This is a genomic window from Umezawaea sp., from assembly GCF_036375055.1.
Classification (GTDB): Bacteria; Actinomycetota; Actinomycetes; order Mycobacteriales; family Pseudonocardiaceae; genus Umezawaea.
Genome location: NZ_DASUSQ010000111.1, coordinates 18,424 through 44,073, shown reverse-complemented (window position 1 = coordinate 44,073; position 25,650 = coordinate 18,424). Strand labels below are relative to the sequence as shown.

The following is a 25,650-nucleotide window of genomic DNA, read 5'->3' as shown; positions in this document are numbered from 1 at the left end:
CGACCGGCTCCGCGAGCACGTGTGCGACACCTACGTGGCCAACCTGCGGAAACTGGTGGACGGACCCGACGCCGACCTCCGCGCGGAGCTGTTCAGCGCGTGGCTGCTGGGGATCAGCGTGGTCCGCTCGGTCGTGCGCGGCGAGGCGCTGTCGACCACCACCGCGGCCGAGGTGTCGCCCTACTTCGACCAGGTGGCGGACGTGCTGCTCGGCAGGTCGTGACGGGCGGCCCGGCACTCCGCAATCCCGTCGCCCGGCCCGCGCCGCCGCCCTAGGGTTGGCCGGATGGACATGACCACCGCCGCCGTTCCCCACTCCCTCGCCCACCTGACGCCGCTGCTGCCCGCTCCCCCGGCGCGGATCCTGGAGGCGGGCTGCGGGCGGGGCGCGCTGGCCGCCGCGCTGGCGGAGCTGGGCTACCGGGTCACCGGTGTCGACCGCGACGCCGAGGTGGCCGCCGCGGCGGGTGCGCGCGGTGTGCCGGTGATCCACGCCGACGTGCTCGACGTCTCCGGCGAGCACGACGTCGTGCTGTTCACCCGATCACTGCACCACGCCGAGGACCTGGACGGCGTCCTCGCCCACGCCGCCTCGCTGCTCGCCCCGGACGGGCGGGTCGTGGTCGAGGAGTTCGCCTGGGAGCGCGTGGACCGCGCGGCGGCCGACTTCCTCTACGACAACCGCGCCCTGCTGGTCGCCGCGGGCCTGCTCGACGCCGACGCCCCCTCCGGTGACCTGCTCGACGACTGGGTCACCGGCCACGACTCCCTCCACACCGGGTCGGCCGTGCTGGCCGCGCTCGACCGCGTGGGATCGGACCCGACCACCGCGGCCACGCCCGTGCTGTGGCGCTTGCTCAACGGCCGCGGCGGCGCGTGGACGGAGCAGGTCACCGCCGTCCCCGGCGTCCTCGACGCCGTGCGCCGCGCCGAGGAACGCCGGATCGCCGCGGGCACGCTGCCCGCCGTCGGCTTCGTCGCGTCCGTCCGCCGCTGACGCGCGACCGGCCGGGCCGCCCGCACGCGTCCTCGTGGGTGGGCAGGCCGCGCGTGCGCGCTGGGCGACGCCGTGCTGGTCCGGACGGTGCACCTCGACGTCCCGCACGCCGGGTAGGCGTGGGCCGGGAACGACGACGGCGAGGAGCGACCCGCTCCCCGCCACCTCCAACGTATAGCGCACAGGGGGTCTTGCGGCAAGACCCCCTTCGTGCCGCACACTCTCCGCCCGCGGCCGGAACCCGCGGAAACAGGTCCCGGCTGGTGGACTGAACCACAGTCCGCGGACCAGCGGTGCGAACGAGGAGCGGGACATGCCCGACGGGGCGGACGAAGGCGATCGGACGGGCGGGCACGTGCTCGGTCTGGAGGAGTTGGACCGGACGGGGGTCGCGGTCGGCGGTGGCAAGGGGGCGCACCTTGGTGAGCTGTCGCGGATCGAGGGGGTGCGCGTACCGCCCGGCTTCTGCGTGACGACGGACGCCTTCCGGCGGGTCGTGGAGAGCGAGCCCTCGATCGGCGAGCGGCTGGACCGGCTGGCCGACCTGGCCCCGGACGACCGGGACGGGATCCGGGCGCTCAGCGAGGAGGTCCGGCGGATCGTCGAGGGCGTCGTCGTCCCGGAGGACCTGGCGGCGGGGATCACCGACGCGCTGGCCGGGCTCGGCGAGGGCACCGCCTGCGCGGTCCGGTCGAGCGCGACGGCGGAGGACCTGCCGGGGGCGTCCTTCGCGGGCCAGCAGGACACGTACCTGAACGTCGTGGGCCCGGAGGCGGTCCTCCGGCACGTCAGCCGGTGCTGGGCGTCGCTGTTCACCGAGCGGGCCGTGACCTACCGGCTGCGCAACGGTTTCGACCACCGGAAGGTCCGCATGGCCGTCGTCGTGCAGCGGATGGTCGTCCCGCTGGCGTCGGGCGTGCTCTTCACGGCCGACCCCGTGACGTCCAACCGGAAGGTCGCCTCGGTCGAGGCCGTGTTCGGCCTCGGCGAGGCGCTGGTCTCCGGTCTGGTGAACGCGGACTCCTACCGGGTGCGGGACGGCGAGGTGGTCTCCAGGTCGATCGCCACCAAGGCGGTCGCCCTGCACGGCGTCCCCTCGGGCGGGACGCGGGAGCGGGCGGTCGAGCCCGACCAGCGGGAACGGCCCGCGCTGACCGACGAGCAGGTCGTGCGGCTGGTGCGGCTCGGCAGGCGGATCGAGGCGCACCTCGGCAGCCCCCAGGACGTCGAGTGGTGCCTGGTCGACGACGACTTCCAGATCGTCCAGAGCCGACCGATCACGACGCTGTTCCCCGTTCCCGAGACCGACGACGACCAGAACCACGTCTACGTATCCGTCGGTCACCAGCAGATGATGACCGACCCCATGAAGCCCCTCGGGCTCTCGGTGTGGCAGCTGACGACCCGGAGGCCGATGGCCGTGGCGGGTGGTCGGCTGTTCGTCGACGTCACCCGCGACCTCGCCTCACCCACCAGCCGCGCCGACCTCCTGGACGCGCTGGGGACGTCCGACCCGCTGATGGGGGACGCGCTGCGGACCGTCCTCGACCGCGACGGCTTCGTGCCGTCGCTCCCGGACTCCGAGGCCGTCGCCCGGATCCCCGGCGCCACGCCGTCGACGATCGAGACCGATCCGGCCCTCGTCACCGAGCTCGTCGAGCGCGGCGAGGCGTCCACCGCCGCGGCGGAGCGCGAGATCCGGACGAGGTCGGGGCCCGCGCTGTTCGACTTCATCCTGGAGGACTTCCAGGAGCTGCGCGGGGCCGTGTTCGAACCGCGGAGCCTCCAGGTGATCGTGGCGGCGATGCAGGCGACGGCGTGGCTCACCGAGCACCTGGGCGACTGGCTGGGCGAGAAGACCGCGGCCGACACGCTCACCCAGTCCGTCCCGCACAACGTCACGTCGGAGATGGGGCTGGCGCTCCTCGACGTCGCGGACGTGGTCCGCCCGCACCCGGAGGTCGTCGCCTTCCTGGACGACACCACCGACGACGACTTCCTCGACGGGCTGGCCGCGCTCCCCGGCGGGCCGCAGGCGCGGGACGCCATCGCGGCCTACCTGCGCCGGTACGGGATGCGGTGCGTCGGCGAGATCGACATCACCAGGCCGCGGTGGGGCGAGCGGCCCACCACCCTGCTGCCCGTGCTCCTCACCAACGTCAGGAACTTCGAGCAGGGCGCCGGTGGGCGGCGCTTCGAGCAGGGGCGGCAGGAGGCGTGGAAGAAGGAGCAGGAGGTGCTGGAGCGCCTGCGGGTCCTGCCCGGCGGTGAGCGCAGGGCCGAGGAGACCAAGCGGATGATCGACCGCGTCCGGACCTTCAGCGGGTACCGCGAGTACCCCAAGTACGTGATGGTCAGCCGCTACGCGCTCTACAAGCGGGCGCTGCTCGGCGAGGCCGAGCGGCTGGTGCGGGCGGGTGTGCTCGGTGCGGCGGAGGACGTGTTCTTCCTGACGTTGCAGGAGTTCCACGACGCCGTGCGCGCGAACCGGGTCGACGACGCGCTCATCCGCCTGCGTGAGGAGGAGTTCCGGTCCTACCGGGCGCTCACGCCACCCCGCGTGCTCACGTCGGACGGCGAGGCCGTCACCGGGGCGTACCGGCGGGACGACCTGCCCGCGGGCGCGCTGGTCGGCCTGCCGGTGTCGGCCGGGACCGTCGAGGGGCGGGCACGGGTCGTCCTGGACATGGCGGAGGCCGACGTCGAACCGGGTGACATCCTCGTCACCGCTCACACGGACCCGAGCTGGTCGCCGCTGTTCGTCGCGATCACGGGCCTGGTGACCGAGGTCGGGGGCCTGATGACCCACGGCGCGGTGATCGCGCGGGAGTACGGCCTGCCCGCCGTCGTCGGGGTGGAGGGCGCCACGCGCCTGATCCGGGACGGGCAGCGGATCCGGGTGAACGGGGCCGACGGGTACGTGGAGGTCCTCGCCGAGCCGTGACCGACCGGCGCCCGCCACGTCAGTGCGTGGCGGGCAGCCCGGCCGCGGTGGCGGCGATCATCCGCCGCAGCGTCGGCCGGAACGGCGGGAACACCCGCGCGATCTCCGGTTCGCGGTCGTAGAGCTGCCGCAGCGCCTCCGGGGGCCGGGTCAGCGGGAACAGCTTCGCGACGAACGCGCTGGAGGCCATGACCAGCGACGCGCCGTCGGTGGCGGTCAGCTCCGGGCAGGCGGCGGTGATCCGCCCGCCCACCGCGAAGTAGGTCTCGATGGCCCACAGCTTGTAGACGCGCAGGGCGTCGACCGAGACGTTGTGCTCCAGCATCGTCTCGGCGTGGGTGGTGAGGTCGCAGTACAGGGGCCGGTCGGCGTAGGCGTCGGCCAGCGCGTCCGCCGTCGCGGCGAAGCCGCTCGCCCCGTGCAGCGCGGCTCCGACGGCGGCGGCCCACTCCGAGCCCTCCCGCATCGTCAGCTGGAGGTAGATCTCCTCGCGGGTGCCGAAGTAGCGCAGCACGTTGGACTTGGCCAGCCCGACCGCGGCGGCGATGTCGCCCAGGGTGACCTGGGCGACGCCCGAGTCCTGTGCGAGCTCGCCCGCGATGGCGAGGATGGTCTCGCGCCGCTGGTTCTTCTGCTCCGGGCGCCTGGCCCGCTGGAACGACGCTCCCATGACAGCCATCACCCTAGCCCCAGCTTAACGGAACAACGTTCTCTTGTTAAGGAGATGGTGTTCTAATAACATTCGCCCATCCCCTCCCCCGCTCCGAACGGCAGGCACATGACCAGCAGCACCGACCTCGGCCGGACCGTCGACGACTTCGTCGCGGCCTTCAACGACCCGGCCCCCGACCTCGACCGGGTCATGTCCTTCTTCGCCGAGGACGCGCGCTACCTGCCGGGCCACGGCCCCGAACTGCGCGGTCTCGCGGCGATCAGGGCGGAGTTCGCGCCGCAGTTCGCCGGTCGCTACGGCGCGATGACGTTCGACGTGTACGACACCGTGATCGACGAGACCCGCGGCCGGGCGACGATCAGGTGGGCGTGCAAGCTGGACCTGAGGGGGGCGCACGGCAAGCGCGCGACGGCACCGCTGCGCTGGTTCGCCCGCCTGCGCCACGGCGGCCGGATCCAGTGGCACGGCTTGGACGTCTTCCACTTCGACGCGGCGGGACGCATCACCGGCAAGTTCACCTACGCGACCTTCCGGCTGCCGCTCTGGGAACGGGGTAGCTGACGGCGGGTACGCCCGACGATCTCGCGGGTGCGCCGACCCGGCGCGTCGATCACGTCATCCGCCCGTTCACCGGACCTCGTCGGCCGGGGCCGTCCGGCGCGGGAGCCCCGGACTCAGCCCCGCCACCGCGAGCCGGAACAGCCGGTTCGCCTGGGCGGTCGGGTCGGGGTGGTGCTCGGTGGCCATGGTGATGCCTACCGCCAGCGCGATCAGGTCGGCCACGGTGACGTCCGGCGCCACGGCGCCGTCCCGCGCGGCTCGGTCGAGCATGGGCTCCGCCGCCGCGGACAGCGCCGCCGCGCAGGAGTTCTCGTGCACGGAGTCGACCGCGGAACCGTCGTAGGCCAGCGCGGCGGCCAACCCCCTCGCGTCGACGCAGTAGGCGACGACCTCGCCCATCCAGTCCAGCAGGGCGGTGCGGCTGTCTCCGGCGTCCGCCAGCTCGCGGGCGCGGGCGGCCAGTGCGTCGATGCGGGTGTGGGACACGGCTTCCAGCAGCGCGCGGCGGGTGGGGAAGTGCCTGCGCACGGTGGCCGAGCCGACCCCGGCCGTGCGGGCGATCTGCTCCAGCGAGGCGTTCGCGCCGTGGGCGGCGACCTCCTGCTCGGCCACGGAGAGGATGCGCGCGTAGTTGCGCACCGCGTCGGCGCGCTGACGATCCGGCATGGCGTCCTCTCCGAACCTGGACAACTGGCGGGCCCCGCCACATCGTAGCGGACGCCAAACGGCGGGCCCCGCCGTTCAATCGGACCCAGGGGTCCTCCACATGGACGTCACCGCGGGGGGCTCGTGGCACTTCGGGTTCTCCATGACCCCGGCCATCCCCGAGATGCTGCTCGACGGCCACCAGGAGGAGTTCTTCCGGTCGGCGTTCGACGCCAGGAGCACGCCGTCGACGTTCGGCGACGAGGACATCGCCTACCACGCCAAGGCCTACGAGGGCCGGGACCGGCTCCGCGGCGGCTTCGAGCACTACCGCACCCTGCTCGACGACGGCCGGGAGAACCGGGCGGCGCTCGCCACGCGCCGCCCCACCGCACCGGTCCCGTCGATCGGGGACAGGGACTCCGTGGCGGACGGCACCACCGAGGCCCTGCGGCCCCACGCCGACGACCTCACCGGGCTCGTCGCCCCCACCGGCCACTTCGCGGCGGAGGAGGCCCCGGAGTGGTTCGTGCGCACCCTGCTCGACTACCTGGCGGCCACGCCGAGAACCGCGGCCGACCGGGTCTGCGCCCCCTAGCGTCCGGCGTCGGGGATCCAGCCGCCGTGGAACCCGAGCGGCACCCGGCGGGGCAGGTGGACGGTCGCGACCGGACCGGCGGCCACGTCGCTCGCGTCGAGCACGACGAGGCTCGCCGCGTCGGCCGTCCGGTGGGCCACGATCGAGAGCAACCACCCGTCGTCCTCGCGGGTGGCCCCCCGCGCCGGGACGAACTCGGCCTCGCCGGGGATCCACGACGGGTCGAAGACCCACGTGTCACGCGTGCCGCGGACGGTGTCGTACTTGATGATCGCGGGCTTGTTCCTGTCGTCGATCATCAGCGGGGCGGTGACGGCGTACACGGTGTCGCTCGCGAGCCCGGTGCGGTCGTCGTTGATCGTGGGGAACTCCACGTCCAGGTCGTCCACCGCCTCCTCGCCCGCCGTCCCCGCGGCGACGTCGAGCGTCCAGCGGTAGAGGTTGGCCCCGGATCCCGCCACCACCGCCGACGGCGAGGAGACCCCGCCGAGACCGGTCCAGATCCGGTCGAACGTGGCCGGGGTGTAGCGGACGGCCTCGACCACGATCCGTCCCGGCGCGGCCTCCTTCGCGTTCGCCACGTGGAAGGCGTAGCCCGGCTCGACGTCGATCCACCGCACGTCGGCGTCGCCGCCGTCGCGGGGCATCACCCCGATCCGCGCGCCGTGGGCGTCCGACCAGCGGAACGGGATCCCCGGCCGGGAGCGCAGCCCCTGGTCGAACACGACGGGGAGGTCCAGCCACACGACGTGGTTCTCGGTGATCGCGAAGTCGTGCATCATCGTCGGCCGCGGCACGGTGATCGGGGTGCTGCGCACGAGGTCACCCGCGGCCGTGACGTGGTGGAACGTCAGGTGGGGCGGCTGGAGGCCCACGCCGAACAGGTACAGGTCACCGGTCGCCGGGTCGACCTTCGGGTGCGCGGTCATGGCGGTGCGCAGCTTCCCGTGGAAGTCCCAGGGGCCGACGGTGTCGAGGTCCTCGGTGACCTCCCACGGCACGCCGTTCTCCACCAGCGTGAGGATCCTGCCCGCGTGGTGGATCACGCTCGTGTTGGCCGTGGTGCACGTCAGCGCGCTCAGCGGATCGGTCCGGTCGGGACGCGCGCCGTCCGCCAGCGGCGTGCGCACCCACCGGTTGCGGTACCACGTCGCCCGCCCGTCGACGATCCGGACGCCGTGCAGCATCCCCTGCCCGGCGAAGTTGTGGCCGGGGTCGGTTCCGGGCAGCGGGTTGGGGCCGTTGCGGAGGTAGCGCCCGGCCAGTTCGGCGGGCAGGTGGCCCGACACGTCGAGGTCGACGGCGTCCGCCTCGTCCGGAACGGGGGCGAAACCACCGCTGAGGTAGGCGGGTCGCAGATCGGCCGTCATCGTCCAACTCCTTCTCACGTCGGGATTGACCGGACCGAACGTACCGTCGAACTAAACACCTGTATAGAACCAGTTCTTCAGCGGAAGAACGCTCAGTTGTCACCGCTGGTAAACGGCCGTATAGTTCCTCCGGTGACGAGCCAGGACACGCCGCGGCGCCGCCGGAACAAGCCGGGCGAGGGAGGGCGGCTGCGAGAGGAAACGCTGGTGGCGGCGTTCGAGGTCCTGCACGAGGAGGGCGCGGTCGAGGCCGTGACGCTGCGCGCGGTCGCCGCGCGGGCGGGTATCACGGCACCCGCGCTGTACGGTCACTTCCGCGACGTCACGCACCTGCACAGCGAATTGCGGACCCGCGCGTTCGAACAACTGCTCGACGCCTGCGACGCGGCGGCGGAGGGGATCACCGATCCCGTCGACGCCCTCCACCTGCGCGCGGAGACGATCGTGGCCAGGGGCATCGAGTTCCCCGGCCGCCACCTGCTCATGTTCACCCGGATCGACGACGCGTCCAACGACGCGGGCCACCGGACGTTCGACAGGCTCGTCGCGGTGGTCCAGTCCTGCGTCGCCGCGGGCCGGTCGGCCAGCACGGACCCGGCGGAGGACGGCGCCTACCTGCTGGCCGCGCTCAACGGCCTCGTCATGACCAGGACGACCATGACCGGGTTCCCGTGGCCCGCGCTGCGCCAGTCCGTCCACGAGATCACGCGGCGGATCGCGCGGATCGTCGACGCGCCCTGAGCCCGCCCGGCGCGGGGCCCGCGATCAGGTCCGGGGCGGGTACTGCTGGGACTGCCGCACGTCCTGGGGCCGCCCCCCGAACGACCCGTTCGCCTGCTGGAGCAGCCGGGTCGCGTCCTCCCCGGCCACGCGGTTCGCCAGACCGCAGAACGTGCACTGCGTGCTGTACCTGGTCTTGACCGGGAACAGCGGGACGAAGAACAGCGTGAACTTCGTGACCGCCTTGTGCAGCGGGTGCGCCACCGGGTTGCCGCACCTCGGGCAGAGCAGCGTCAGCACCGCCAGGACGAAGACCTTGGTCCGAAAGCCGAAGATCACCACGTCGTACTCCCTCGACTCGTCCGACCCGGCCCCCAGCCTACCCAGCGCCGGGCCGCGGCAATCCCCTCAGCCGAAGAGGTCGTCGCAGGTGAGCTTGTGGCCGGGCAGGGAGGGGTCGGGGCGGGGGCGCAGCCCGTCGAGCATCAGCGCCATGCAGCGCTCGGCCGCGCCCTCGACCCCGTCGACCCTCTTCGGGAGCTGCCGCGTGAGGAGCACGATCAGCATCGCCACGTCCCCGGTGCCGACGTCGGGCCGCACCTGCCCCTCCTCCTGGGCACCCGTGACCATCCGGTCGAGGTCGGAGAGCAGGACGCGGCGGAACCGCTCGGTCGTCGGGTCGCCCCGGATGATCGCGCCCGCCTGCTCGGAGATCATGGCGAGGTGGACGCTGAGCCGGAGCTCCCGCGAGTACCGCACGAACCGGACGAGCGCGTCCCAGGACGTCGGCTCCTCGTCGATGCAGGCCCGCGCCTCGGTCAGCGCACGGGTGAAGCTGTCCAGGGCGACCTCGCGGATCAGCGTCTCGCGGTCGGGGAACCTCCGGTAGAGCGTGCCGACGCCGACGCCCGCCGAGCGCGCGATCTCCTCCATCGGCGCCTGCGGCCCCTGGGCGACGAAGATCGTCCGGGCGGCGGCGATGATCTGGTCGCGGTTGCGCCTGGCGTCGGCGCGCAGCGGTGCACCGGGGTCGACTGCCATGTCACCGCGCCTCTCCGCTCGAATCGGGGCCCGATTCTCGCACGGGGTGATCACAACCGGGCGTACCGGAAATCGGGGGAGCTTCACCCCGAAGCAGGTGGACGGTTTTCGTCCGCTTCGCTAGCGTGGAAATCAAGCGGAAGGTAATCCTCCGCTTACTGACGGTTCCACAGGAGGAGATCGCCATGACGGAAGCGCTCCAGATCCGGCCCGAACAGTTCCCCCTGTCGAGGGAGTGCCCGTTCTCCCCGCCCAAGGAGTACCGCGAGATCCGCGAGCAGGAGCCGATCGCGAGGGTCCACCTGCCCGACGGGAAGTGGGCCTGGGCGGTCACGCGCCACGAGGACGTCCGGGCGATGCTGTCCGACCCGCGGTTCAGCTCGGACCGGACGAACCCGAACTTCCCGGTGATGACCACCGGCGGGCGGATCCGGCCGGACGACGACAAGGCCGAGAAGTCCCTCATCTCCATGGACACGCCCGAGCACGGACCCGCCAGGCGCGCGGTGCTCGGCGAGTTCACCGTCCGCCGCATGGAGGCGCTGCGCCCGCGCATCCAGGAGATCGTCGACGAGCGGATCGACGCGATCCTGGCCGGGCCCAAGCCCGCGAACCTGGTGGAGGAACTCTCCCTCCCCGTGCCCTCGCTGGTGATCTGCGAACTGCTCGGGGTGCCCTACAGCGACCACGAGTTCTTCCAGGAGCACACCGCGACGATGGTCAACCGGCTGAGCGCCGCCGAGGACCGGCACGCCGCGCTCCAGGCCATCGAGGGCTACCTCAGCGACCTGATCGCGGTGAAGGAGAAGGATCCCAGCGAGGACGACCTCCTCGGCAGGCAGATCACCAAGGGCCGCGCGGAGGGCACCTACCGGCACGAGGCGTTGGTGGCCATGGCCTTCCTCCTCCTGGTCGCCGGGCACGAGACCACCGCGAACATGATCTCGCTCGGCACGGTGGCGCTGCTGGAGAACCCCGACCAGCTCGCGCTCGTCAAGGCCGACCCGACGAAGACGCTGCCCGCGGTGGAGGAACTGCTGCGGTACTTCACCATCGTCGACGCCGTCACCGCGCGGGTGGCGACCGAGGACCTGGAACTGGGCGGGGTCACCATCCGGGCGAACGAGGGCGTGCTCGGCCTCAGCTTCGCCGCCAACCGCGACCCGGAGGCCTTCGAGAACCCCGACAGCCTGGACGTCGAGCGCGGCGCCCGGCACCACGTCGCGTTCGGTTTCGGCGCGCACCAGTGCCTCGGCCAGAACCTGGCCCGCATGGAGCTCCAGATCGTCATCGACACCCTGTTCCGCCGCATCCCCGACCTCGCCGTCGCCGAGCCGCTGGAGCGGTTGCCGTTCAAGGACGAGGCGGCGATCTACGGCCTCTACTCGCTGCCGGTCACCTGGTAGCCGGTCCGACACCGGCACCGGGTCGGCGCCCGACGAGCCGCGGTCACGCGATCGAAACCCTCCGAGGTGGATGTCCACCCGTTCGGACCAGCTTGGATCCGCCCAGTCTGGCTATTCCCCCTAGAGCGGCGCGAAAACAGACGAATGCGGGTGAGGTCGTGGGCGACCGGCTGGCTGTCAGGCAGTGCGTTCCTCCTGTCCCACCGCGTCCCGGACGGCGGCTGGACCCGGTGACCCAGATGGACACGTGGTGGAAGTGGTTCGGCCGCACCTCGGGAACCGAGTGGGACATCAGCGTGGCCGACGGGTTCCCGTCGACCGTGGACGTCGTGGTGACCAGGAACGCCTACCTGATCACCACGTCGATGACCGGCGTGCGCCGGGAGGACCTGCTCGTGGACGTCCGCAACCACGACGTGCGCCCCGACGGCGGACTCGTCGAACGCGAACGCGTCGGCATCACGATCCGCCGAACCCTTCCCCCGCACGACTTCCACTGCTGCGCGACCCTGCCGGTGAACGTCGGGGCGCACCGCATCGACGCCTGGCTCGACGACGGCGTCATCGTCATCCGCGTCCCCGTCGACGGCACCCACCGAGGCCGGTGACCCGCCCCCAGCGGGCCACCGGCCGAACCCCACCGCCAACGAGCCACCCGGTCCAGCGCCGCCACCTCGCGCACCGCCGCCGCCACAGCCCGGAAATCCTTGCGCGGAACCGCACCGCGGTTGCTCGGGACCTTCGCGCTGATCCTGATGTTCGGGTTGCGCCCGACCACCCCGCCAGGGCTCGCGCGGATGCGCTCCTGCTCGTCGCCCTTGCTCCCGAGCGACGAGCCCGAGGCGTTCACGCACCGCGTCGGCACGACGATCCCGTCCAGCACCGGCCCCAGCGCGCGCTCGCGGGCGATCTCGCCCACCTCGATACCGCTGTCGGCCACCTGCTCGGCGGACATCCGCGGGGCCAGGCCGACCGGGCGCAGCAGCGTCACCAGCCAGCCCAGCCGCCGCCACAGCGCCCGCATGCGCTCGACGTCGACCTCGTCGATCCGGTCGTGGGGCCGGGCACCGTCGACCGGCACCACGCCGGTCCACGCCACCGCGGTCGAGGACGCGCCTGCCGTCGTCGTGCCTCCCCCCTGCTCACCCGTCGGACACCCCACTACTCTGCGGTACTTGGTGGCAGTACACGGCACCGCTGACTACCAGTGCATAGCAGCGCTCACTAGCGGCGGAACCGGCTTGCGCCTCAAGCCGGTTGAGGTACCAGGGTGGTCCCCGTGAACGACCACGAGCTGTACTCCATCGGAGACGCCGCGCGCCGCAGCGGCCTGAGCGTGAGCGCGGTCCGGTTCTACGCCGACGCCGGGCTCATCGAGCCCACGCACCTCAACGGGTCCGGTCACCGGATGTACGACATCCACGCCATCGCCCGGCTGGAACTCGTCCGGACGCTGCGCGACCTCGACACCGCCCTCGACGACGTCCGCCGCCTGATCGAGGGCGGCGTCACCCTGCACGACCTGCTCACCACGCACCTGGAGGTCGTCGAGCGCCAGGAGCGCACCCTGCGCGCCAAGCGGGCCGTGCTCAGGACCCTGATCAAGCAGGGCGGCACGACCGCGCAGGCCGACCTGATGCACAAGCTGGTCTCGATGACCGACGAGGAGCGCGAGCAGGCGGTCGACGACTTCTGGAACGACGTCAGCGAGGGCCTGGACGTGGCCGAGGGCTTCGTGGACCGGTTGCGGGCGAACCGCCCCGTCCTGCCGTCGGACCCCACCGCCGCACAGCTGGAGGCGTGGATCGAGCTGGCCGACCTGGTGTCCGACCAGGCGTTCCGCGACGCCGTGCGCACCTACCTGCGGGACACCTACTCCACGCCGGAGGCCAGGACCGTGACGAGCGAGCCGTTCCAGGACTTCGTGCACGTGACCGGGGCCTCGCTCATGGAGGAACTCCTCGCGGCCCACCGCGCCGGGGAGCCACCCCGGTCGCCGTGGGCCCAGCACGCCGCCACGCGCTTCCTGGAGGCGGTGACCGCGCTGTCCGGCAGGCCGCTCACGGCCGAGGCCCGCGACCGGATGGCCGACGGGTACCGGCAGATCCCCGAGATCGTGCGCCGGATGGCCGAGGAGGACGCCGCGTCCGGCGGCCCCGTCTACGACGACACCCACGGCCGCTACCTGGCGCTGGTGGCGCGGATCAACGGGACCCCGAGCGCCGACGGCCACGACATCCCCTACACGTGGATCGCCGACGCCATGGGGGCCGTGGAACCGACCCCCTAGTGCCACCGAGACGGGCGGGCCGCCCGTCAGGCGCGGGCGCCCCGTCGACGCGCAGCACGGTCCCGGACACGAACGACGCGCGGTCGCCGAGCAGCCACGCCGCCGCCTCGGCGCCCCGGCCAGGTCGGCGCCCCGGCCCAGCGGCGTCCCCGCGACCAGCGGCTCGGGCAGTCCGGGCGGGTGCGCCACCAGGGTGTCCATCATCTCGGTCTCGGTGTCGCGGCCCTGCGGCCGCCGCCGGTCATCGGCACCCAGCGCGTGGACGTGCCCGGCTGACCGGCGAGACAAACTATCCAATCCTGGACCAAATGTATAAGGTCAAGACCATGCTCGACCTCGAAGCCATCAGGGGCGCCGCCGAACGGATCGACGGTGTCGCGCTCCGGACCCCCGTCCTGACCTCCTCCACCCTCGACCGGGACACCGGCACGACCGCGTTCCTCAAGGCGGAGAACTTCCAGCGCGTCGGCGCCTTCAAGTTCCGCGGCGCCTACAACGCGCTCTCCCGGCTGACGCCCGCGCAGCTCGCCACCGGCGTCGCCGCGTACTCCTCCGGCAACCACGCCCAGGCGGTCGCCCTGGCGGCGCGGCTCAGGGGCACGAAGGCCGTCATCCTGATGCCCGAGGACACCCCGGCCTCCAAGGTGGACGCCACCCGCGGCTACGGCGCCGAGGTCATCACCTACGACCGCTACACCGGCGACCGGGTGGCGCTGGGCGACCAGCTCGCGGAGGACCGCGGCCTGACCCTCATCCCGCCCTACGACCACCCCCACGTCATGGCGGGGCAGGGCACCGTCGCGCTCGAACTGCTGGAGGAGACCGGCCCGCTGGACGTCCTGCTCGTCCCGATCGGCGGCGGCGGGCTGATGGCGGGCTGCGCGACCGCCACCAGCCACCTCCACCCGAAGACCCGGATCGTCGGCGTCGAACCCGAGCGGGCCAACGACACCCAGCTCTCGCTGCGGAGCGGCGAGCGCGTGCGCATCCCCGTCCCGCGCACCATCGCCGACGGGCAGGCCACCGAGATCCCCGGCGAGCTGACGTTCGCGGTGAACCAGCGCCTGGTCGACGACGTCGTGCTGGTCGGCGACGACGAGATCCGCGCGGCGATGCGGTTCGCGTTCGAACGGCTCAAGGTCGTGCTCGAACCGAGCGGCGCGACGTCGCTCGCCGCGCTGCTCGGGGGCACCCTGTCCGGTCGCGTCGGCGTGGTCCTGTCCGGCGGCAACATCAGCGTCGAGCGCTTCCGCGACCTGCTCGCCTAGCCCCACCGTCCACATGCGACGGATCAACCACGGGCAAGCGCTTCCCTGACCTGCCCGAGCCACCGCACGCCCAGCTCGGGCCCGTCGGGGAACCGGTCGTCGCGGTCCCAGCGCCACGCCGTGGCGATCGCCAGCACGAGGGTCCGGCACGCGCGCAGCAGCTCCCGGTCGACGCCGGGGTAGTGCTCGCCGACCTCCTCGGGAGCGTGGGCGAGGTCGAACTCGACCGGGCCCCGGCAGCACGTCTCCAGGTCCACGAACAGCGGCCCGCCCGCCGTGCTGATCACGTTGCCGGGGTGCGGTTCGCCGTGCAGCACCTGGTCGGCACCGCCGTGCTCGACGACCACCCGGCCCAGGTCGCGCAGCGCGCCGCCGAGCAGTCCCCGCTCCTCGTCGGTGAGCGCCGGGGACCGGTCGCGGTCGGCCACGATCCGCCGCGCCTGCCCGACCCGTTCCGAGAAGTGCGGCGCGGGGAGGTCGAGCCCGCGCATCCCCGCGTGCAGCCGTTCGAGCGCGGCGGCGTAGTCGGCGGGCGAGACCCCCCGGTGCGGCACGGGTTCGTAGTAGGTCCACAGCGTGACCGCGAAACCGCCGTGCTCGTGGACGTGCGGCCGCTCCAGCGCTGCCACCGGGCTCCCGGATTCGCGCAACCGCAGGGCGAGGTCGACCTCGAACCGGGCGACCTGCTGGTCCGCGGGCGCCACCCTGGCCAGGACGTCGCACGGCAGCAGGCGCACGGTGAGCTTGTTGGAGTCGTGCAGAACGATCGTTTCGTCGACCGCGAGGCCGAGCGACCGCGCGATCGAGGTGGCCGCGGCCACCGCACGCGAGGCATCCGCTGTCCGCATCGCCGCGAAGCCCTCCCCAGCAGCACGATCGTCCGGCCACCGTACCTCCTTGAGAGCACGAACACCGTTGTGGATAAGGTCGCCCCTCCCACACGGCATCGGAAGGGGGCGGCCGGTGATCGGGCGCCTGGACGAGGACGACCTACAGCGGTGGCAGGACGGCGACGCGGCGGTCATGCGCGCCGAACTCGACCGGGCTCTCGCCGGCGGCCCACCTCCCGACCTCGACGACACGGTCCGCGCTCCCCAGCGCCCGCCACGGGAACGCCCCGCGCCGAACACCCGCCCCAGGGGCCGCGAGGCGGACGGCAGGCCGGGCGAACCGGTGGAACGGCCCTCGCGCCCCGTGAGCCTGACCTCGGACGCGGAGCTGATCGACTCGGTGCGGGGCGGGAAGATCCAGGCCTACGGCCAGCTCTACGCACGCCACGTCCACGCCGCCCACAACCTGGCCCGCCAGCTGGCCAGGTCGCCGATCGAGGCCGACGACCTGGTGGCGGACGCGTTCGCCAAGGTCCTCTCCGTGCTGTGCGGGGGCGGCGGCCCCGATTCGTCCTTCCGGGCGTACCTGCTGACCTCGTTGCGCCACACGGCCTACGACAAGGCGAGGCGGGACCGCAGGCTCGAACTGGCCGACGACGTGGAAGCCGTCTCGGGCGTCGCCGCCACCACCAGCCTGCCGTTCCACGACACGGCGGTGGCGCGGCTGGACCGGTCGCTGGCCGCCAGGGCGTTCGCGAGCCTGCCCGAGAACTGGCAGACCGTGCTGTGGCACACCGAGATCGAGGGCCAGACCCCGGCGCAGGTCGCGCCTCTGCTCGGCCTGACCCCCAACGGCGTCTCCGCGATGGCCTACCGGGCCCGCGAGGCCCTGCGGAAGGCCTACCTCCAGGCGCACGTGGCGGTGAACCCCTCCGAACGCTGCCGGGCGACGGCGGCCAAGCTGGGCGCCTGGACCCGCGGCGGCCTGTCCAAGCGCGAGACCGCCCAGGTCGAGGCGCACCTGGACGACTGCGCCGCCTGCCGGGCGCTGACGGCCGAACTGGCCGACGTCAACGGCGCGCTGCGCGCCGTCGTCGCGCCGCTGGTGCTCGGCGTCGGCACCACCGGCTACCTGGCCGCCGGAGCGGGCAAGGCGAACGCGGTCACGTCGCTCGTCGCGAGCACCGGAGCCTCGACGCCGCACTGGATCGGCGCGGTCGCCTCGACGGCGCTGCTCGCGATCACCATCGGCTCGGGGCTGGAGAGCCCGGAGGGCCCGGCCGAGGCCACGACCGTCGCCCAGGCCCCCGTGTCGGCCACCACCGCCCGGACGACGGAGGCCGCCGGGCAGCAGACCACCTCGTCCGCGCCCACCGGCACCACCTCGTCGTCATCGCCGGGTACGTCGACGGGCGAGTCGAGCGCCGTCGGACCGACGGGCACGGCCGTCGCGCCACCGGGCACGGCCCCACCCGCGGCGCCCACCCTCGCGCCGAGCGCGCCCGCCGGGTTCACCACGTCCACCGGCGGACCGCCCACCGACTTCCCCATCACCATCCGCAACACCGGTTCCGCACCGGCGCCGCCCACGACGATGACGCTGTCGCTGCCCGACGACCTCAAGGTCGTGGGGCCGGGCAACAACCTCCGGGGCAGGAGGCTCGTCGGCCTCGACGGCGCCACGCAGACCGTCGGCTGCCCGGCGGGCAAGGTCACGGTGGTCTGCACGGCGGAGCAGGACCTCGCGCCGGGCGACTCGGTGACGTTCGTCTTCCGGCTGCTCGCGGGCCCGAAGGCCCAGAACGGCACGATCACCGCCACCACGGACTCCGACGTCCCGCTGGTCGTCGAGGTGCCCGTCACCATCACGCCGAAGAAGTAGGCCCCGAACGGTCCACAGTGGACCGGTTCGGCACTGTCGCTCCCACCGGAGGTCCTCCCAGCGCCCGGCGGCGATGTCCTCGCGGGTGCCGACGACGAGGTTCGGGGTGAACAGGCCGTGGTCGACGCCGTTGCCGGACACCTGGGCGAGGAGCACCGGCCCGTCCTGGTCCGGCGGGTCCCGCCGCTGGTCGGAGAACCCGCCCACCCGCGCGACGACGGAGGGCGACCGTCCGTTGTGGACTTTGCCCAGGACCGCGGCCGCGAAGCCGTCCAGCGGCTCGCCGCCGTCCAGGAACGCCCGCACCGCGGGGGCGCCGCGCCGGCCGTGGTCGATGGTCAGCCCCGGCAACGGGTACAGCGCGTGCGGCTCGCGCACCACCGCGCCCTCCGACGGCCGACGCTCCCCGGTCGGCACGCCCGCGGGGACGTGGAGGACGAGGGAACCCTCCGGCAGGTCCCCGTGCCTCACCAGCAGGACGCAGGGCCTCAGCGGCCCCGCCAACTCCTCCGCGACGTCCGCGGGAACCCCGTGCCGCCGGCCCAACCGCTCGTCGGTGATCGCCGTTCGGGTGATCGTGCCGCAGGCCGGGTGGACGCCACCCCGACGGACCCTGTCGAAAAATGTCTGATCCTGTTGCTTTCTGTTGACAACGTCCGGGTGCTGCCGTAAGCGTTGGAGGAGTCGGCCGTCCCCGCCCCGCCTCCCGACATCCAGTCCGGACGACAAGGAGAAGCGGATGTCCTCCAGGAAGCCCACGCGGCGCGACTTCCTCAGGGCGGCGGGCATCGCGGTCGGTGCGGCCGCGGGTGCGCGGGTGCCCGCCCCGACCGCGTCGGCGCGGGCCGTCGAGACGCTGGCGGACTACGGCGGCCACAGCACCGACGGCCGCACGGTGACGACGACCAGCACGACCGGGCAGCACCTCGCCATCACCGCCTACGGCGACCACGTCGTCCGGGTGCGGGCCGTGCGCGGCGGTGAGACCTTCTTCGCCGACGACCGCTACGAGATGGTCGACCCCGCGAACCACGCGGGCATGACCGGCAGCCTGCGGGTCGTCGACGAGGGCGCCGGCCTCACGATCACGACCGGCGCGGCCGACGGCATCACGATCGTCCTGCGGAAGAACCCCCTGCGCCTGGAGTACCGCCGCACGAGCGACAACAGCCTGCTGGCGGGCGAGGACGCCACGCGGAGCATGAGCTGGAACGGCAGCGTGGTCACCCAGGCCTTCACGCCCGCGGCGAGCGGCGAGCGCTTCGTCAAGGGCGGCCACGGCCTCTACGGACGGGCCCCTGGGGTCGACCGGACCGGGGAGGTCGTGTCGCACAACTACGGCGCGCGCGGCGACCACTCGGACCAGGCGCCCGCGATCGTGCCGCTCTACCTGTCGTCCAGGGGGTACGCGGTCTTCGTCAACACCACCTTCGACACGACGTTCAGCTTCGGCGCGAGCGGCAGGTACGAGTTCTCCGCCGACGGCCACGACACGTCCGGCGTCCGACCGCAGATCGACTTCTTCGTCATCGAGGGCCCTGGGTTCGCCGCCCTCCTCGACCGCTACACCCGCCTGACCGGCAGGCCGCGCTTCCCGCGGATCGGCGTCTTCGGGTTGCAGCTGTCGGACAAGAACTTCCCGAGCGTCAGCGACCAGAACTGGTGGACCACCAGGATCACCGCGCTGCGCGACGCGGGCTTCCCCCTGGACGTGCAGGTGCACGACAACCGCTGGCGCGCGGGCTCCGGGAACTGGAGCGGGTCCTGGTTCGAGTTCAGCCCGGTGCGGTGGCCCGATCCCGCGGGCTTCAAGCGCTGGGCCACCGAGAACGGCGTGCTCACCACGCTGGACTACAACCGCAACAACTCCAACGAGATGGCGGGCTGGATCCCCGGTCCCCCACCGGGCTACAGCTTCGCCCCGGCCGACCTGACCGGCGTGAGCGACAACGACGCGGTCCCGGACTGGAGCAACCCGGCGACCCGCGCGTGGGTGTGGCGCGTCTTCTGGACCAAGGCGCTCGACCCGGCGCTGGGCTTCCCCGGCGACGCGCTGTGGCTGGACGAGCCGGACGAGATGGGACCCATCCCGCACAACGCGCTCGCCGCCAACGGCCAGCGCTGGGCCGAGCTGCGCAACGCGTACTTCCTGCACTTCCAGAAGGGCGTCGGCCAGGAGGGCTGGGACCGCTACGTCGGCACCGCCAAGCGCCCCTGGACGTTCACCCGAGGCGCCACCGCGGGCCAGCAGCGCTACGGCCACCTCTGGACCGGCGACATCGACTCGACCTACTCGGAGATGCGGGAGCAGATCCGGGGCATGCAGAACGCGGGCCTCGGCGGCTTCCCGTACTCCAACATCGACGCGGGCGGCTTCTTCGGCGGCGTGCTGTCCGACGCGCTGTACCGCAACTGGGTGGCGGCCTGGGCCAGCACGTCCCCGATCTGGCGGCCGCACTCGACGGGCGACACCGCGGTGCTGGGGCGGGCCGCGTCCCGCTGGCCCATCGACCAGGGCGCCGCGGTGCAGGCCGACTTCCTGAAGTACAGCCGGGTGCGCTACACGCTGCTGCCCTACGTCTACTCCATCGCCCACGCCGCGCACGCGACCGGGATGCCGATGGCCAGGGCGATGGTGATCGACCACCAGCACAACGGCAACGCCTACTCCCACGACCTCCAGTACATGTGGGGTCCGTCGATCCTCGTCATGCCCGTCACCACCGACGTGGACGGCGCGGTCCAGAACGTGTGGCTGCCCGCGGGCACGACCTGGTACGACTTCTGGTCCGACGCCAGGACCGCGGGCTCCGACACGGCGGACAAGGCCCACACCACCCGGACCGGCGAGATCGTCATGTACGTCAGGGCGGGGAGCGTCCTGCCCCGGTACCGGTACGCGCAGAGCACCGCTTTCCTCGACCGGACCCACCTGGAGGTGGACGTCTACGCGGGCGGGGACGGGTCGTTCGCCGTGCACGAGGACGACGGCGTGACCGAGGAGTTCCGCGTCGGCTCCGCGGCGAGCACCACCGCGCTGACCTACACCGACTCGGCGAGGCGGGTCGTGGTCGACCACCCGGTGGGCACCTACCGGGGCGCGCCGACCGAGCGCCGCTACGTGGTCCGCTTCCACGGCCTGGCAGCGCCCGTGGGGATGCGCGTGCGCGGCGGCGCCGCGCTGCCCGCGTTCACCGGCGAGGCGGCGGCCGTGCTCAACGGCAGCGGCCAGGTCTGGGACCCCGCGAGGAAGGTCCTCTCGGTCGTGACGCCCACGATCGCCGTGGTGACCGGCGGTGGTGCCGCGGCGGTCGTGGAACCGAGCGGAACCGCGTTCCCGACGCCGTCGGGCAGGACCGTGCACGGGGCCGAGGACGCCGCCCTCGGCGGTGCGGTGATCGGGTCGCGGCACGCCGGGTACACGGGCAACGGCTACGTCGACTTCACCGGCGCCACCGACGACTTCGTGGAGTGGACGATCGCCGTGCCCTCGGCCGGGACCCGCGCGCTCGGCTTCCGGTACGCCAACGGCGGTACCACCGACCGGCCGTTGCGGGTCTCGGTCGGCGGCACGGTCGTCGGCACGCTGCCCTTCGCCCCCACGGGAGCCTGGACGACGTGGGCCACCGCCCGGCTGACCGCCGCGCTCCCGGCGGGGAGCGCGATCACGGTCCGCGCCACCGCCACCGGTGCGAGCGGCGGGAACCTGGACTGCCTGGTCGTCGACTGAGGCCCATTCTTGATCGTACGATCCAGATAACGTACGGTGAGGCCATGGCGAGGACCCGCGAGTTCGACACCGAGGCCGTGGTGAGCCGGGCGATGGACCTGTTCTGGCTGCGCGGCTACGAGGCGACCTCGGTGCGGGACCTGACGCGGCACCTGGGGATCGGGCAGGGGTCGCTCTACGCCGCGTTCGGCGACAAGGACGGTCTGTACCGGGCCGCGCTGGAGCACTACCGCACCACCCGCGCGGCCGCCGCGCTGGCCGACCTGGAGAAGGGGGTGGACGCCCGGTCGGCGATCCGCACGATGCTGGTCGAGCGCATCCGGATCGCCGTGGCCGACGGCGGTCGGGGCTGCCTGGTGGTCAACGCCGCCTGCGAGCGCCTGCCGGAGGACCCGACGACCCGGCGCACCGTGCGGGACGTGCAGGACGCCAGCCGGGACGCGCTCGCCGAGGTGCTGCGGGTCGCGGCCGAGCGCGGCGAGATCGCGGCGCGGCACGACCCCCGCACGCTCGCCGCCTTCCTCGTCACCTTCCTCAACGGACTGCTCATCTCCTCGAAGGTCACGCCGGACACCGCGGCGCTCGAACCCCTCGTGGAGGTCGCGCTGGCGGCCCTCGACTGATGCGCCACGCTCCCCACTCGACCGGTGCGCCACGCCCTCACACCGCATCGGTCGATCCAGAGAACGATCGTCGCCAGGAAGGTTGGGAGACATGATGTTCGACCACGACGGAGCACCCGTCCGCACGGGCAGGGCGACCGTCAACGGCACGAGCCTGCACTACCGCACGGCCGGGTCCGGGCCCGCCGTCGTGCTGCTGCACGGCGTGCCCAAGACCGGCTACCACTGGCGGCACCTCCTGCCGAAGCTGACGCCCCACCACACCGTCGTCGTGCCGGACCTCCGCGGCCTCGGCGACTCCGCCCGCCCGGCGGACGGCTACGACTCCGCGACCATGGGCGACGACGTCGCCGAGCTGATGGCCCACCTGGGACACCGGAGCTACACCGCGGTCGGCGAGGACTGGGGGGCGGTGATCGGCTACCAGCTCGCCGCCCGCCACCGCGACCACGTCGACGCCCTCGTGTTCGCCGAGGCGCTGATGCCGGGGTTCGGCTTCGAGGAGCACGTCGCGCTCACCCCCGAGAACGTCGCGAGCGGACTGCACCTGTGGCACCTGGGCTTCTACTTCCAGCCCGACGTGCCCGAGGCGCTGATCGCCGGGCACGAGCGCGAGCTGATCACGTACATGATCAAGTTCGAGCGCGCCCGTCCGGACAGCGCGGGCCCGGACGCGGTCGACGAGTACGTGCGCTGCTACTCCACCCCCGGTGGCATCCGCGCCATGCTCTCGATCTACCGCGCGATCCTCGTCGACGCCGAGCAGAACCGGCAGGCCGCCGAGCGGAAACTGGACATCCCCGTCCTGGCGCTCGGTGGCTCCGCCTTCATCGGCGACCGCAACGAATCCCAGATGCGCCTGCTCGCCCACGACGTCGTCGGCCACGTCTTCGACGCCGGGCACGACCTCGCCGAGGAAGTCCCCGACGAGGTGGCCGACGTGCTCCTGCCCTTCCTGGCCGAGGTCGGGTGACGGCGCCGCGGGCGGGACCGGCGAAGCGGTCCCGCCCGCGGCGGCATCACCGCGGTGAGCCCCGGCGCGGCAGCACCCCGAGCGCGACCGCGGCTCCGGCGGCCACCGCGAACGCGCCGACCAGTTCGGTGGCCCGGAAGCCCGCCCCGGCACCGAGCAGGATCAGGTAGCCGGACGCGGCGAGGCCACCGCCGACGTGGCTCATGGACTCCAGCAGGGCCGACGCCGTGCCGCGGTCGGCCTCCTCGGCGTCGCCGACGCACTCGCGGGTGAGCGCGACGTAGATCGGGCCCGAGGAGATCCCCCACAGCACCAGCCACGGCAGCATCGCCGTCACCCCGTCCGAGCCGCTGATCGCGATCATCGCGAGCGCCGAGGCGCACAGCAGCATGGACACGACCAGGACGAGACGGGTGCCGTGCCTGCGCAGGACCACCGGGGTCAGCAGCGAGCTGACGATCCCGCTGACCAGCACCGGTGACAGGGCGAGACCGGCACCCGCCGCCGACAGCCCGTGCTCCTGCTGGAGGCGCAGGCTGCCGACGACGATCACGGCCGTGTAGCCGGCGCAGTACGCGCCGAAGGCCAGGCAGCCGCCCACCATCCGGCGCGAGCGCACCAGGCGCGGGGTGATGAGGGGGTGGGACGCGCGGCGCTCGACGAGCACCAGGGAGGCGAGCAGGACCAGGCCCAGGCACACGACGAGCGCGGCGCGGCCGGTGTGGTCGCCGCGCCCGAGTTCCTCCATGCCCAGCAGCAGGGTGACCAGCCCGGCGGTGACCACGACGGCGCCGAGGACGTCGAGCCTGCCCGCGGCCCCGCGGCGCGGCTCGTCGCGGGGCAGGAACACCAGTGCCGCGCCGACGGCCGCCGCCCCGACCGGCACGGTCACCAGGAAGATCCACCGCCACCCGAGCTGGACCGTGATCAGCCCGCCCAGCATCGCACCGGCCAGCCCGGCCACCCACGCCGCGAAGGCGATCACCGAGAACACCCGGCTCTTCCAGGGCTCCGCGGTGAACACCGAGCCCGCCGTGGCCAGCGCCGCCGGGATCGCGAACGCCGCGGCCACGCCCTGGAGCACGCGTCCGACGAGCAGCAGCGGCAGGCCGGGGGCCAGTCCGGCGACGAGCCCGGCGACGGTGCACAGCGCCAGGCTCGCCACCAGCGTCCGGCGACGCCCCCACAGGTCGCAGACCCGCCCGCCCAGGACCAGCAGCGCCCCGATGCTCAGCGAGTACAGGCTGAGCACCCACTGGAGGGCGCCCGGTGCCAGGTCGAACTCGGAGCCGATCGAGGGCAGCGCCGTCGCGACCGCCAGGCTGTCGAACAGGACCAGCAGGGAGGCGCTGCCGAGCAGGACGGCCACCGGCCACGGCCGGACCGCCGGCCCGGTGGTCCGGCCGCCACCCGGTGCCCGCGTCCCCACCTCCCCCGTCATGCGGACGTCGTCAGGTCGTAGCCGTACCGCCGGGCGACGTCCCGCAGCTCCCCGCCCGAGAAGAACCTCGCCAGTTCCGGTGTCATCCAGTCCTTCCACCCGTCGGTCTTGCCCTCGCGGACGACCCTGCGCTGGTCGTCGTGCTCCGGGTGGGCCGCGGCCACCCGGTCCTCGTGCTCCCGCATCCGCGCGAACGAACTGGCGCCGACGGCACGCACGACCTCGGCCTCGGAGGCCTCGACGCCGAGTTCGCGCAGCGCCGTCGACACCACCTCCACCGGTCGCCGCTTGAGGTCCTCGAACCGCAGGACGTGGACGTGGTCGGCGCGCTCGGCCCGTTCCGCCCACGACGCGTAGAAGGCGGGCCAGTCGTCCACCGGGCCGGGGCTGAAGTCGCCGGGACCGCGCAGCCACCCGGCGAAGGTGTCCGGCACGCGGTCCCACTCCTCCTCGGCGAACCGCCGCCGCCACTGGTAGCTGGCGTAGATCGCGTCGCGCGGGTCGCGCACGAGCACCCACACACCGCCGACGTCGGCCTCGCCGAACACGACCGGCGGGTGGTGGGTCTTGACGAAGCGGGGCCACAGCGCCACGGGACGGCCGTCGCCGGTCTCGTCCTTGTCGTGCTGCGCGGCGAGGTGGCGGCGGTAGGCCACGTGGTCGGCCGCCACCTCGGCCCGCCCGTCCTCGTGCAGCACCTCGGTGTAGGCGTCGACGTAGTTGAGGCCGAGTTCGAACAGGACGTTCCCGATGAGGGACTGGCCCGACCCGCCGTGGCTCGCGACGACGACGTCCTGCCGCCCGAGGCGGGTCACGTTGCGCCGGTACAGCTCGCTCACCCGACCGAGGGCCAGGTCGTGGTCGGGGAGCACCGTCATCGCCGCTCCCCCGCGTCGCGCACGGCGGCGATCCACCCGACCGTCACGTACGGGACGTCGATCTCGTCGACGCCGAGCGCCTCGACGTGCCGGTCGATGTCGGCGAGGATCGCGTCGAACTGCTCGCCCGCCTGGCGCTCCAGGATGCCGTGCGACCGCCAGGCCGCCAGCCAGTCCGCGACCGGGACCCGGTGCAGCACCGGCTCGCGCAGCACGGTCGGCGTCCCGTACAGGCCGCTCTCCTCGATCACCGGCGCCTGGTCCTCGCGCCGCGCGCCGTAGCCGTAGTCCGGGATCCTGGCCCGGATCAGGCCCTCGATCTCCGCCTGGAGCGGGTCCTCCAGGTCGCGGTGGTTCCAGACGCAGACGAACCACCCGCCGGGCCGCAGGATGCGGGCCGTCTCGCGGAGCGCGAGCGGCCGGTCGGTCGTGGCGAACGACGAGCCGAAGGTGACGATGTCGTAGGCGGCGGAGGCGAGCCCGGTGTCCTCGCCGATGCCGACGTGCCAGGTGACCTCGCCGCCCCTCGTCCGCTCGACGCCGATCTCGCGCATCGCGTCGTTCGGCTCGACCGCGTCGACCACGCAGCCGCGCGCGAGCAGGTCGACGGTGAGGTGGGCGTTGCCCGCGCCGATGTCGGCGACGCGGGGAGCGGGCCGTCCGGCCAGCTCGACGATCCGGTCCACGGCGCGCGGCGCGTACGGGGGCCGCTGCGTGTAGGTCGCCGCGAGCTTGGTGTAGTCCCACTCCAGCGGCTTGTTGGCGGATGTCATGGTCGAT

At 73.1% G+C, this 25,650-nt stretch carries 22 protein-coding genes and 1 pseudogene; 14 read left to right on the top strand and 9 right to left on the bottom strand.

What is annotated here, in order from left to right; genetic code table 11:
- From VFZ92_RS28455 to rph, 3 genes and pseudogenes are all read left to right on the top strand, one after another.
- Window positions 1-223, top strand: a pseudogene (locus VFZ92_RS28455) (TetR/AcrR family transcriptional regulator); the annotation flags it as partial.
- A gap of 63 nt (window positions 224-286) precedes the next feature.
- Window positions 287-997 (top strand): class I SAM-dependent methyltransferase, encoded by a 711-nt coding sequence (locus VFZ92_RS28450; protein WP_330879134.1) that lies wholly within the window; start codon window positions 287-289, stop codon window positions 995-997.
- Window positions 998-1,310: 313 nt separating this feature from the next.
- On the top strand, window positions 1,311-3,941 hold the full coding sequence (gene rph, locus VFZ92_RS28445) for a rifamycin-inactivating phosphotransferase (protein WP_330879133.1): 2,631 nt from the start codon (window positions 1,311-1,313) through the stop codon (window positions 3,939-3,941).
- 19 nt (window positions 3,942-3,960) lie between these two features.
- Here rph and VFZ92_RS28440 read toward each other — a convergent pair whose 3' ends face one another.
- Window positions 3,961-4,620 carry a TetR/AcrR family transcriptional regulator gene (locus tag VFZ92_RS28440; RefSeq protein WP_330879132.1) on the bottom strand — a complete coding sequence of 220 codons (660 nt, stop codon included), beginning with the start codon at window positions 4,618-4,620 and terminating at the stop codon, window positions 3,961-3,963.
- A gap of 99 nt (window positions 4,621-4,719) precedes the next feature.
- On the opposite strand from VFZ92_RS28440, the gene VFZ92_RS28435 reads away from it, so the two are divergent.
- Entirely contained in the window at window positions 4,720-5,175 is a 456-nt protein-coding gene (locus tag VFZ92_RS28435) for a YybH family protein (RefSeq protein ID WP_330879131.1), read from the top strand.
- A gap of 66 nt (window positions 5,176-5,241) precedes the next feature.
- Here VFZ92_RS28435 and VFZ92_RS28430 read toward each other — a convergent pair whose 3' ends face one another.
- A complete protein-coding gene (locus tag VFZ92_RS28430) occupies window positions 5,242-5,841 on the bottom strand; it encodes a helix-turn-helix domain-containing protein (protein WP_330879130.1) in 600 nt (199 codons plus the stop codon).
- A 100-nt stretch (window positions 5,842-5,941) separates the two neighbouring features.
- On the opposite strand from VFZ92_RS28430, the gene VFZ92_RS28425 reads away from it, so the two are divergent.
- On the top strand, window positions 5,942-6,418 hold the full coding sequence (locus VFZ92_RS28425) for a hypothetical protein (protein WP_330879129.1): 477 nt from the start codon (window positions 5,942-5,944) through the stop codon (window positions 6,416-6,418).
- On the opposite strand, the gene VFZ92_RS28420 is transcribed toward VFZ92_RS28425, so the two are convergent.
- A complete protein-coding gene (locus VFZ92_RS28420; protein ID WP_330879128.1) occupies window positions 6,415-7,788 on the bottom strand; it encodes a carotenoid oxygenase family protein in 1,374 nt (457 codons plus the stop codon). The two genes, VFZ92_RS28425 and VFZ92_RS28420, sit on opposite strands and share 4 nt — an antisense overlap.
- Before the next feature lie 132 nt (window positions 7,789-7,920).
- Here VFZ92_RS28420 and VFZ92_RS28415 point away from each other — a divergent pair, with 132 nt between their 5' ends.
- Window positions 7,921-8,529, top strand: a complete 609-nt coding sequence (locus VFZ92_RS28415) for a TetR/AcrR family transcriptional regulator (protein WP_330879127.1) — start codon at window positions 7,921-7,923, stop codon at window positions 8,527-8,529.
- Window positions 8,530-8,553: 24 nt separating this feature from the next.
- Here the strand turns inward: VFZ92_RS28415 and VFZ92_RS28410 are convergent, their stop codons facing one another.
- Together VFZ92_RS28410 and VFZ92_RS28405 are read right to left on the bottom strand one after the other, a co-directional pair.
- Window positions 8,554-8,850, bottom strand: a complete 297-nt coding sequence (locus VFZ92_RS28410; RefSeq protein ID WP_330879126.1) for a zinc-ribbon domain-containing protein — start codon at window positions 8,848-8,850, stop codon at window positions 8,554-8,556.
- Between the two features lie 66 nt (window positions 8,851-8,916).
- Window positions 8,917-9,549, bottom strand: coding sequence for a helix-turn-helix domain-containing protein (locus VFZ92_RS28405; RefSeq protein ID WP_330879125.1), 633 nt, complete (start codon window positions 9,547-9,549; stop codon window positions 8,917-8,919).
- 185 nt (window positions 9,550-9,734) lie between these two features.
- Here VFZ92_RS28405 and VFZ92_RS28400 point away from each other — a divergent pair, with 185 nt between their 5' ends.
- The 4 genes from VFZ92_RS28400 to VFZ92_RS28385 all read left to right on the top strand — a co-directional run bounded on the left by VFZ92_RS28400 (window position 9,735) and on the right by VFZ92_RS28385 (window position 14,513).
- A complete protein-coding gene (locus VFZ92_RS28400) occupies window positions 9,735-10,955 on the top strand; it encodes a cytochrome P450 (RefSeq protein ID WP_330879124.1) in 1,221 nt (406 codons plus the stop codon).
- 239 nt (window positions 10,956-11,194) lie between these two features.
- A complete protein-coding gene (locus VFZ92_RS42525; protein WP_414720038.1) occupies window positions 11,195-11,563 on the top strand; it encodes an Hsp20/alpha crystallin family protein in 369 nt (122 codons plus the stop codon).
- Between the two features lie 671 nt (window positions 11,564-12,234).
- Window positions 12,235-13,245, top strand: a complete 1,011-nt coding sequence (locus VFZ92_RS28390; protein ID WP_330879122.1) for a MerR family transcriptional regulator — start codon at window positions 12,235-12,237, stop codon at window positions 13,243-13,245.
- A gap of 326 nt (window positions 13,246-13,571) precedes the next feature.
- Entirely contained in the window at window positions 13,572-14,513 is a 942-nt protein-coding gene (locus tag VFZ92_RS28385) for a pyridoxal-phosphate dependent enzyme (protein ID WP_330879121.1), read from the top strand.
- A 23-nt stretch (window positions 14,514-14,536) separates the two neighbouring features.
- Here VFZ92_RS28385 and VFZ92_RS28380 read toward each other — a convergent pair whose 3' ends face one another.
- Window positions 14,537-15,361, bottom strand: a complete 825-nt coding sequence (locus tag VFZ92_RS28380) for an aminoglycoside phosphotransferase family protein (RefSeq protein WP_330879120.1) — start codon at window positions 15,359-15,361, stop codon at window positions 14,537-14,539.
- Window positions 15,362-15,476: 115 nt separating this feature from the next.
- On the opposite strand from VFZ92_RS28380, the gene VFZ92_RS28375 reads away from it, so the two are divergent.
- The 4 genes from VFZ92_RS28375 to VFZ92_RS28360 all read left to right on the top strand — a co-directional run bounded on the left by VFZ92_RS28375 (window position 15,477) and on the right by VFZ92_RS28360 (window position 22,551).
- Complete coding sequence (locus tag VFZ92_RS28375; protein WP_330879119.1) at window positions 15,477-17,225, top strand: sigma-70 family RNA polymerase sigma factor; 1,749 nt, start codon at window positions 15,477-15,479, stop codon at window positions 17,223-17,225.
- Between the two features lie 739 nt (window positions 17,226-17,964).
- The gene (locus VFZ92_RS28370; protein ID WP_330879118.1) at window positions 17,965-20,955 is read left to right on the top strand and encodes a TIM-barrel domain-containing protein; all 2,991 of its coding nucleotides are present in this window, start codon (window positions 17,965-17,967) and stop codon (window positions 20,953-20,955) included.
- 44 nt (window positions 20,956-20,999) lie between these two features.
- Complete coding sequence (locus VFZ92_RS28365; RefSeq protein ID WP_330879117.1) at window positions 21,000-21,578, top strand: TetR/AcrR family transcriptional regulator; 579 nt, start codon at window positions 21,000-21,002, stop codon at window positions 21,576-21,578.
- Window positions 21,579-21,669: 91 nt separating this feature from the next.
- Window positions 21,670-22,551: an alpha/beta fold hydrolase gene (locus tag VFZ92_RS28360; RefSeq protein WP_330879116.1), complete on the top strand. Its 882-nt coding sequence runs from the start codon at window positions 21,670-21,672 to the stop codon at window positions 22,549-22,551.
- 46 nt (window positions 22,552-22,597) lie between these two features.
- Here VFZ92_RS28360 and VFZ92_RS28355 read toward each other — a convergent pair whose 3' ends face one another.
- The 3 genes from VFZ92_RS28355 to VFZ92_RS28345 are packed head-to-tail and all read right to left on the bottom strand — an operon-like array spanning window position 22,598 to window position 25,643.
- Complete coding sequence (locus VFZ92_RS28355; protein WP_330879115.1) at window positions 22,598-23,992, bottom strand: MFS transporter; 1,395 nt, start codon at window positions 23,990-23,992, stop codon at window positions 22,598-22,600.
- Window positions 23,989-24,870 carry a sulfotransferase domain-containing protein gene (locus VFZ92_RS28350; RefSeq protein WP_330879114.1) on the bottom strand — a complete coding sequence of 294 codons (882 nt, stop codon included), beginning with the start codon at window positions 24,868-24,870 and terminating at the stop codon, window positions 23,989-23,991. The genes VFZ92_RS28355 and VFZ92_RS28350 overlap by 4 nt, the downstream gene beginning before the upstream one ends.
- Window positions 24,867-25,643: a class I SAM-dependent methyltransferase gene (locus VFZ92_RS28345; protein WP_330879113.1), complete on the bottom strand. Its 777-nt coding sequence runs from the start codon at window positions 25,641-25,643 to the stop codon at window positions 24,867-24,869. Before VFZ92_RS28345 ends, VFZ92_RS28350 begins: the two co-directional genes overlap by 4 nt.
- Window positions 25,644-25,650 lie beyond the last annotated feature (7 nt).

What these genes read in the sequence shown, in the direction of transcription:
- VFZ92_RS28440 (WP_330879132.1), bottom strand. Translation starts at nt 4,620, where the DNA reads ATGGCTGTCATGGGAGCGTCGTTCCAGCGGGCCAGGCGCCCGGAGCAG.
- VFZ92_RS28435 (WP_330879131.1), top strand. Translation starts at nt 4,720, where the DNA reads ATGACCAGCAGCACCGACCTCGGCCGGACCGTCGACGACTTCGTCGCG.
- VFZ92_RS28405 (WP_330879125.1), bottom strand. Translation starts at nt 9,549, where the DNA reads ATGGCAGTCGACCCCGGTGCACCGCTGCGCGCCGACGCCAGGCGCAAC.
- VFZ92_RS28355 (WP_330879115.1), bottom strand. Translation starts at nt 23,992, where the DNA reads ATGACGGGGGAGGTGGGGACGCGGGCACCGGGTGGCGGCCGGACCACC.
- VFZ92_RS28400 (WP_330879124.1), top strand. Translation starts at nt 9,735, where the DNA reads ATGACGGAAGCGCTCCAGATCCGGCCCGAACAGTTCCCCCTGTCGAGG.
- VFZ92_RS28345 (WP_330879113.1), bottom strand. Translation starts at nt 25,643, where the DNA reads ATGACATCCGCCAACAAGCCGCTGGAGTGGGACTACACCAAGCTCGCG.
- VFZ92_RS28385 (WP_330879121.1), top strand. Translation starts at nt 13,572, where the DNA reads ATGCTCGACCTCGAAGCCATCAGGGGCGCCGCCGAACGGATCGACGGT.
- VFZ92_RS42525 (WP_414720038.1), top strand. Translation starts at nt 11,195, where the DNA reads ATGGACACGTGGTGGAAGTGGTTCGGCCGCACCTCGGGAACCGAGTGG.
- VFZ92_RS28430 (WP_330879130.1), bottom strand. Translation starts at nt 5,841, where the DNA reads ATGCCGGATCGTCAGCGCGCCGACGCGGTGCGCAACTACGCGCGCATC.
- VFZ92_RS28380 (WP_330879120.1), bottom strand. Translation starts at nt 15,361, where the DNA reads ATGCGGACAGCGGATGCCTCGCGTGCGGTGGCCGCGGCCACCTCGATC.
- VFZ92_RS28425 (WP_330879129.1), top strand. Translation starts at nt 5,942, where the DNA reads ATGGACGTCACCGCGGGGGGCTCGTGGCACTTCGGGTTCTCCATGACC.
- rph (WP_330879133.1), top strand. Translation starts at nt 1,311, where the DNA reads ATGCCCGACGGGGCGGACGAAGGCGATCGGACGGGCGGGCACGTGCTC.
- VFZ92_RS28365 (WP_330879117.1), top strand. Translation starts at nt 21,000, where the DNA reads ATGGCGAGGACCCGCGAGTTCGACACCGAGGCCGTGGTGAGCCGGGCG.
- VFZ92_RS28450 (WP_330879134.1), top strand. Translation starts at nt 287, where the DNA reads ATGGACATGACCACCGCCGCCGTTCCCCACTCCCTCGCCCACCTGACG.
- VFZ92_RS28350 (WP_330879114.1), bottom strand. Translation starts at nt 24,870, where the DNA reads ATGACGGTGCTCCCCGACCACGACCTGGCCCTCGGTCGGGTGAGCGAG.
- VFZ92_RS28420 (WP_330879128.1), bottom strand. Translation starts at nt 7,788, where the DNA reads ATGACGGCCGATCTGCGACCCGCCTACCTCAGCGGTGGTTTCGCCCCC.
- VFZ92_RS28370 (WP_330879118.1), top strand. Translation starts at nt 17,965, where the DNA reads ATGTCCTCCAGGAAGCCCACGCGGCGCGACTTCCTCAGGGCGGCGGGC.
- VFZ92_RS28360 (WP_330879116.1), top strand. Translation starts at nt 21,670, where the DNA reads ATGATGTTCGACCACGACGGAGCACCCGTCCGCACGGGCAGGGCGACC.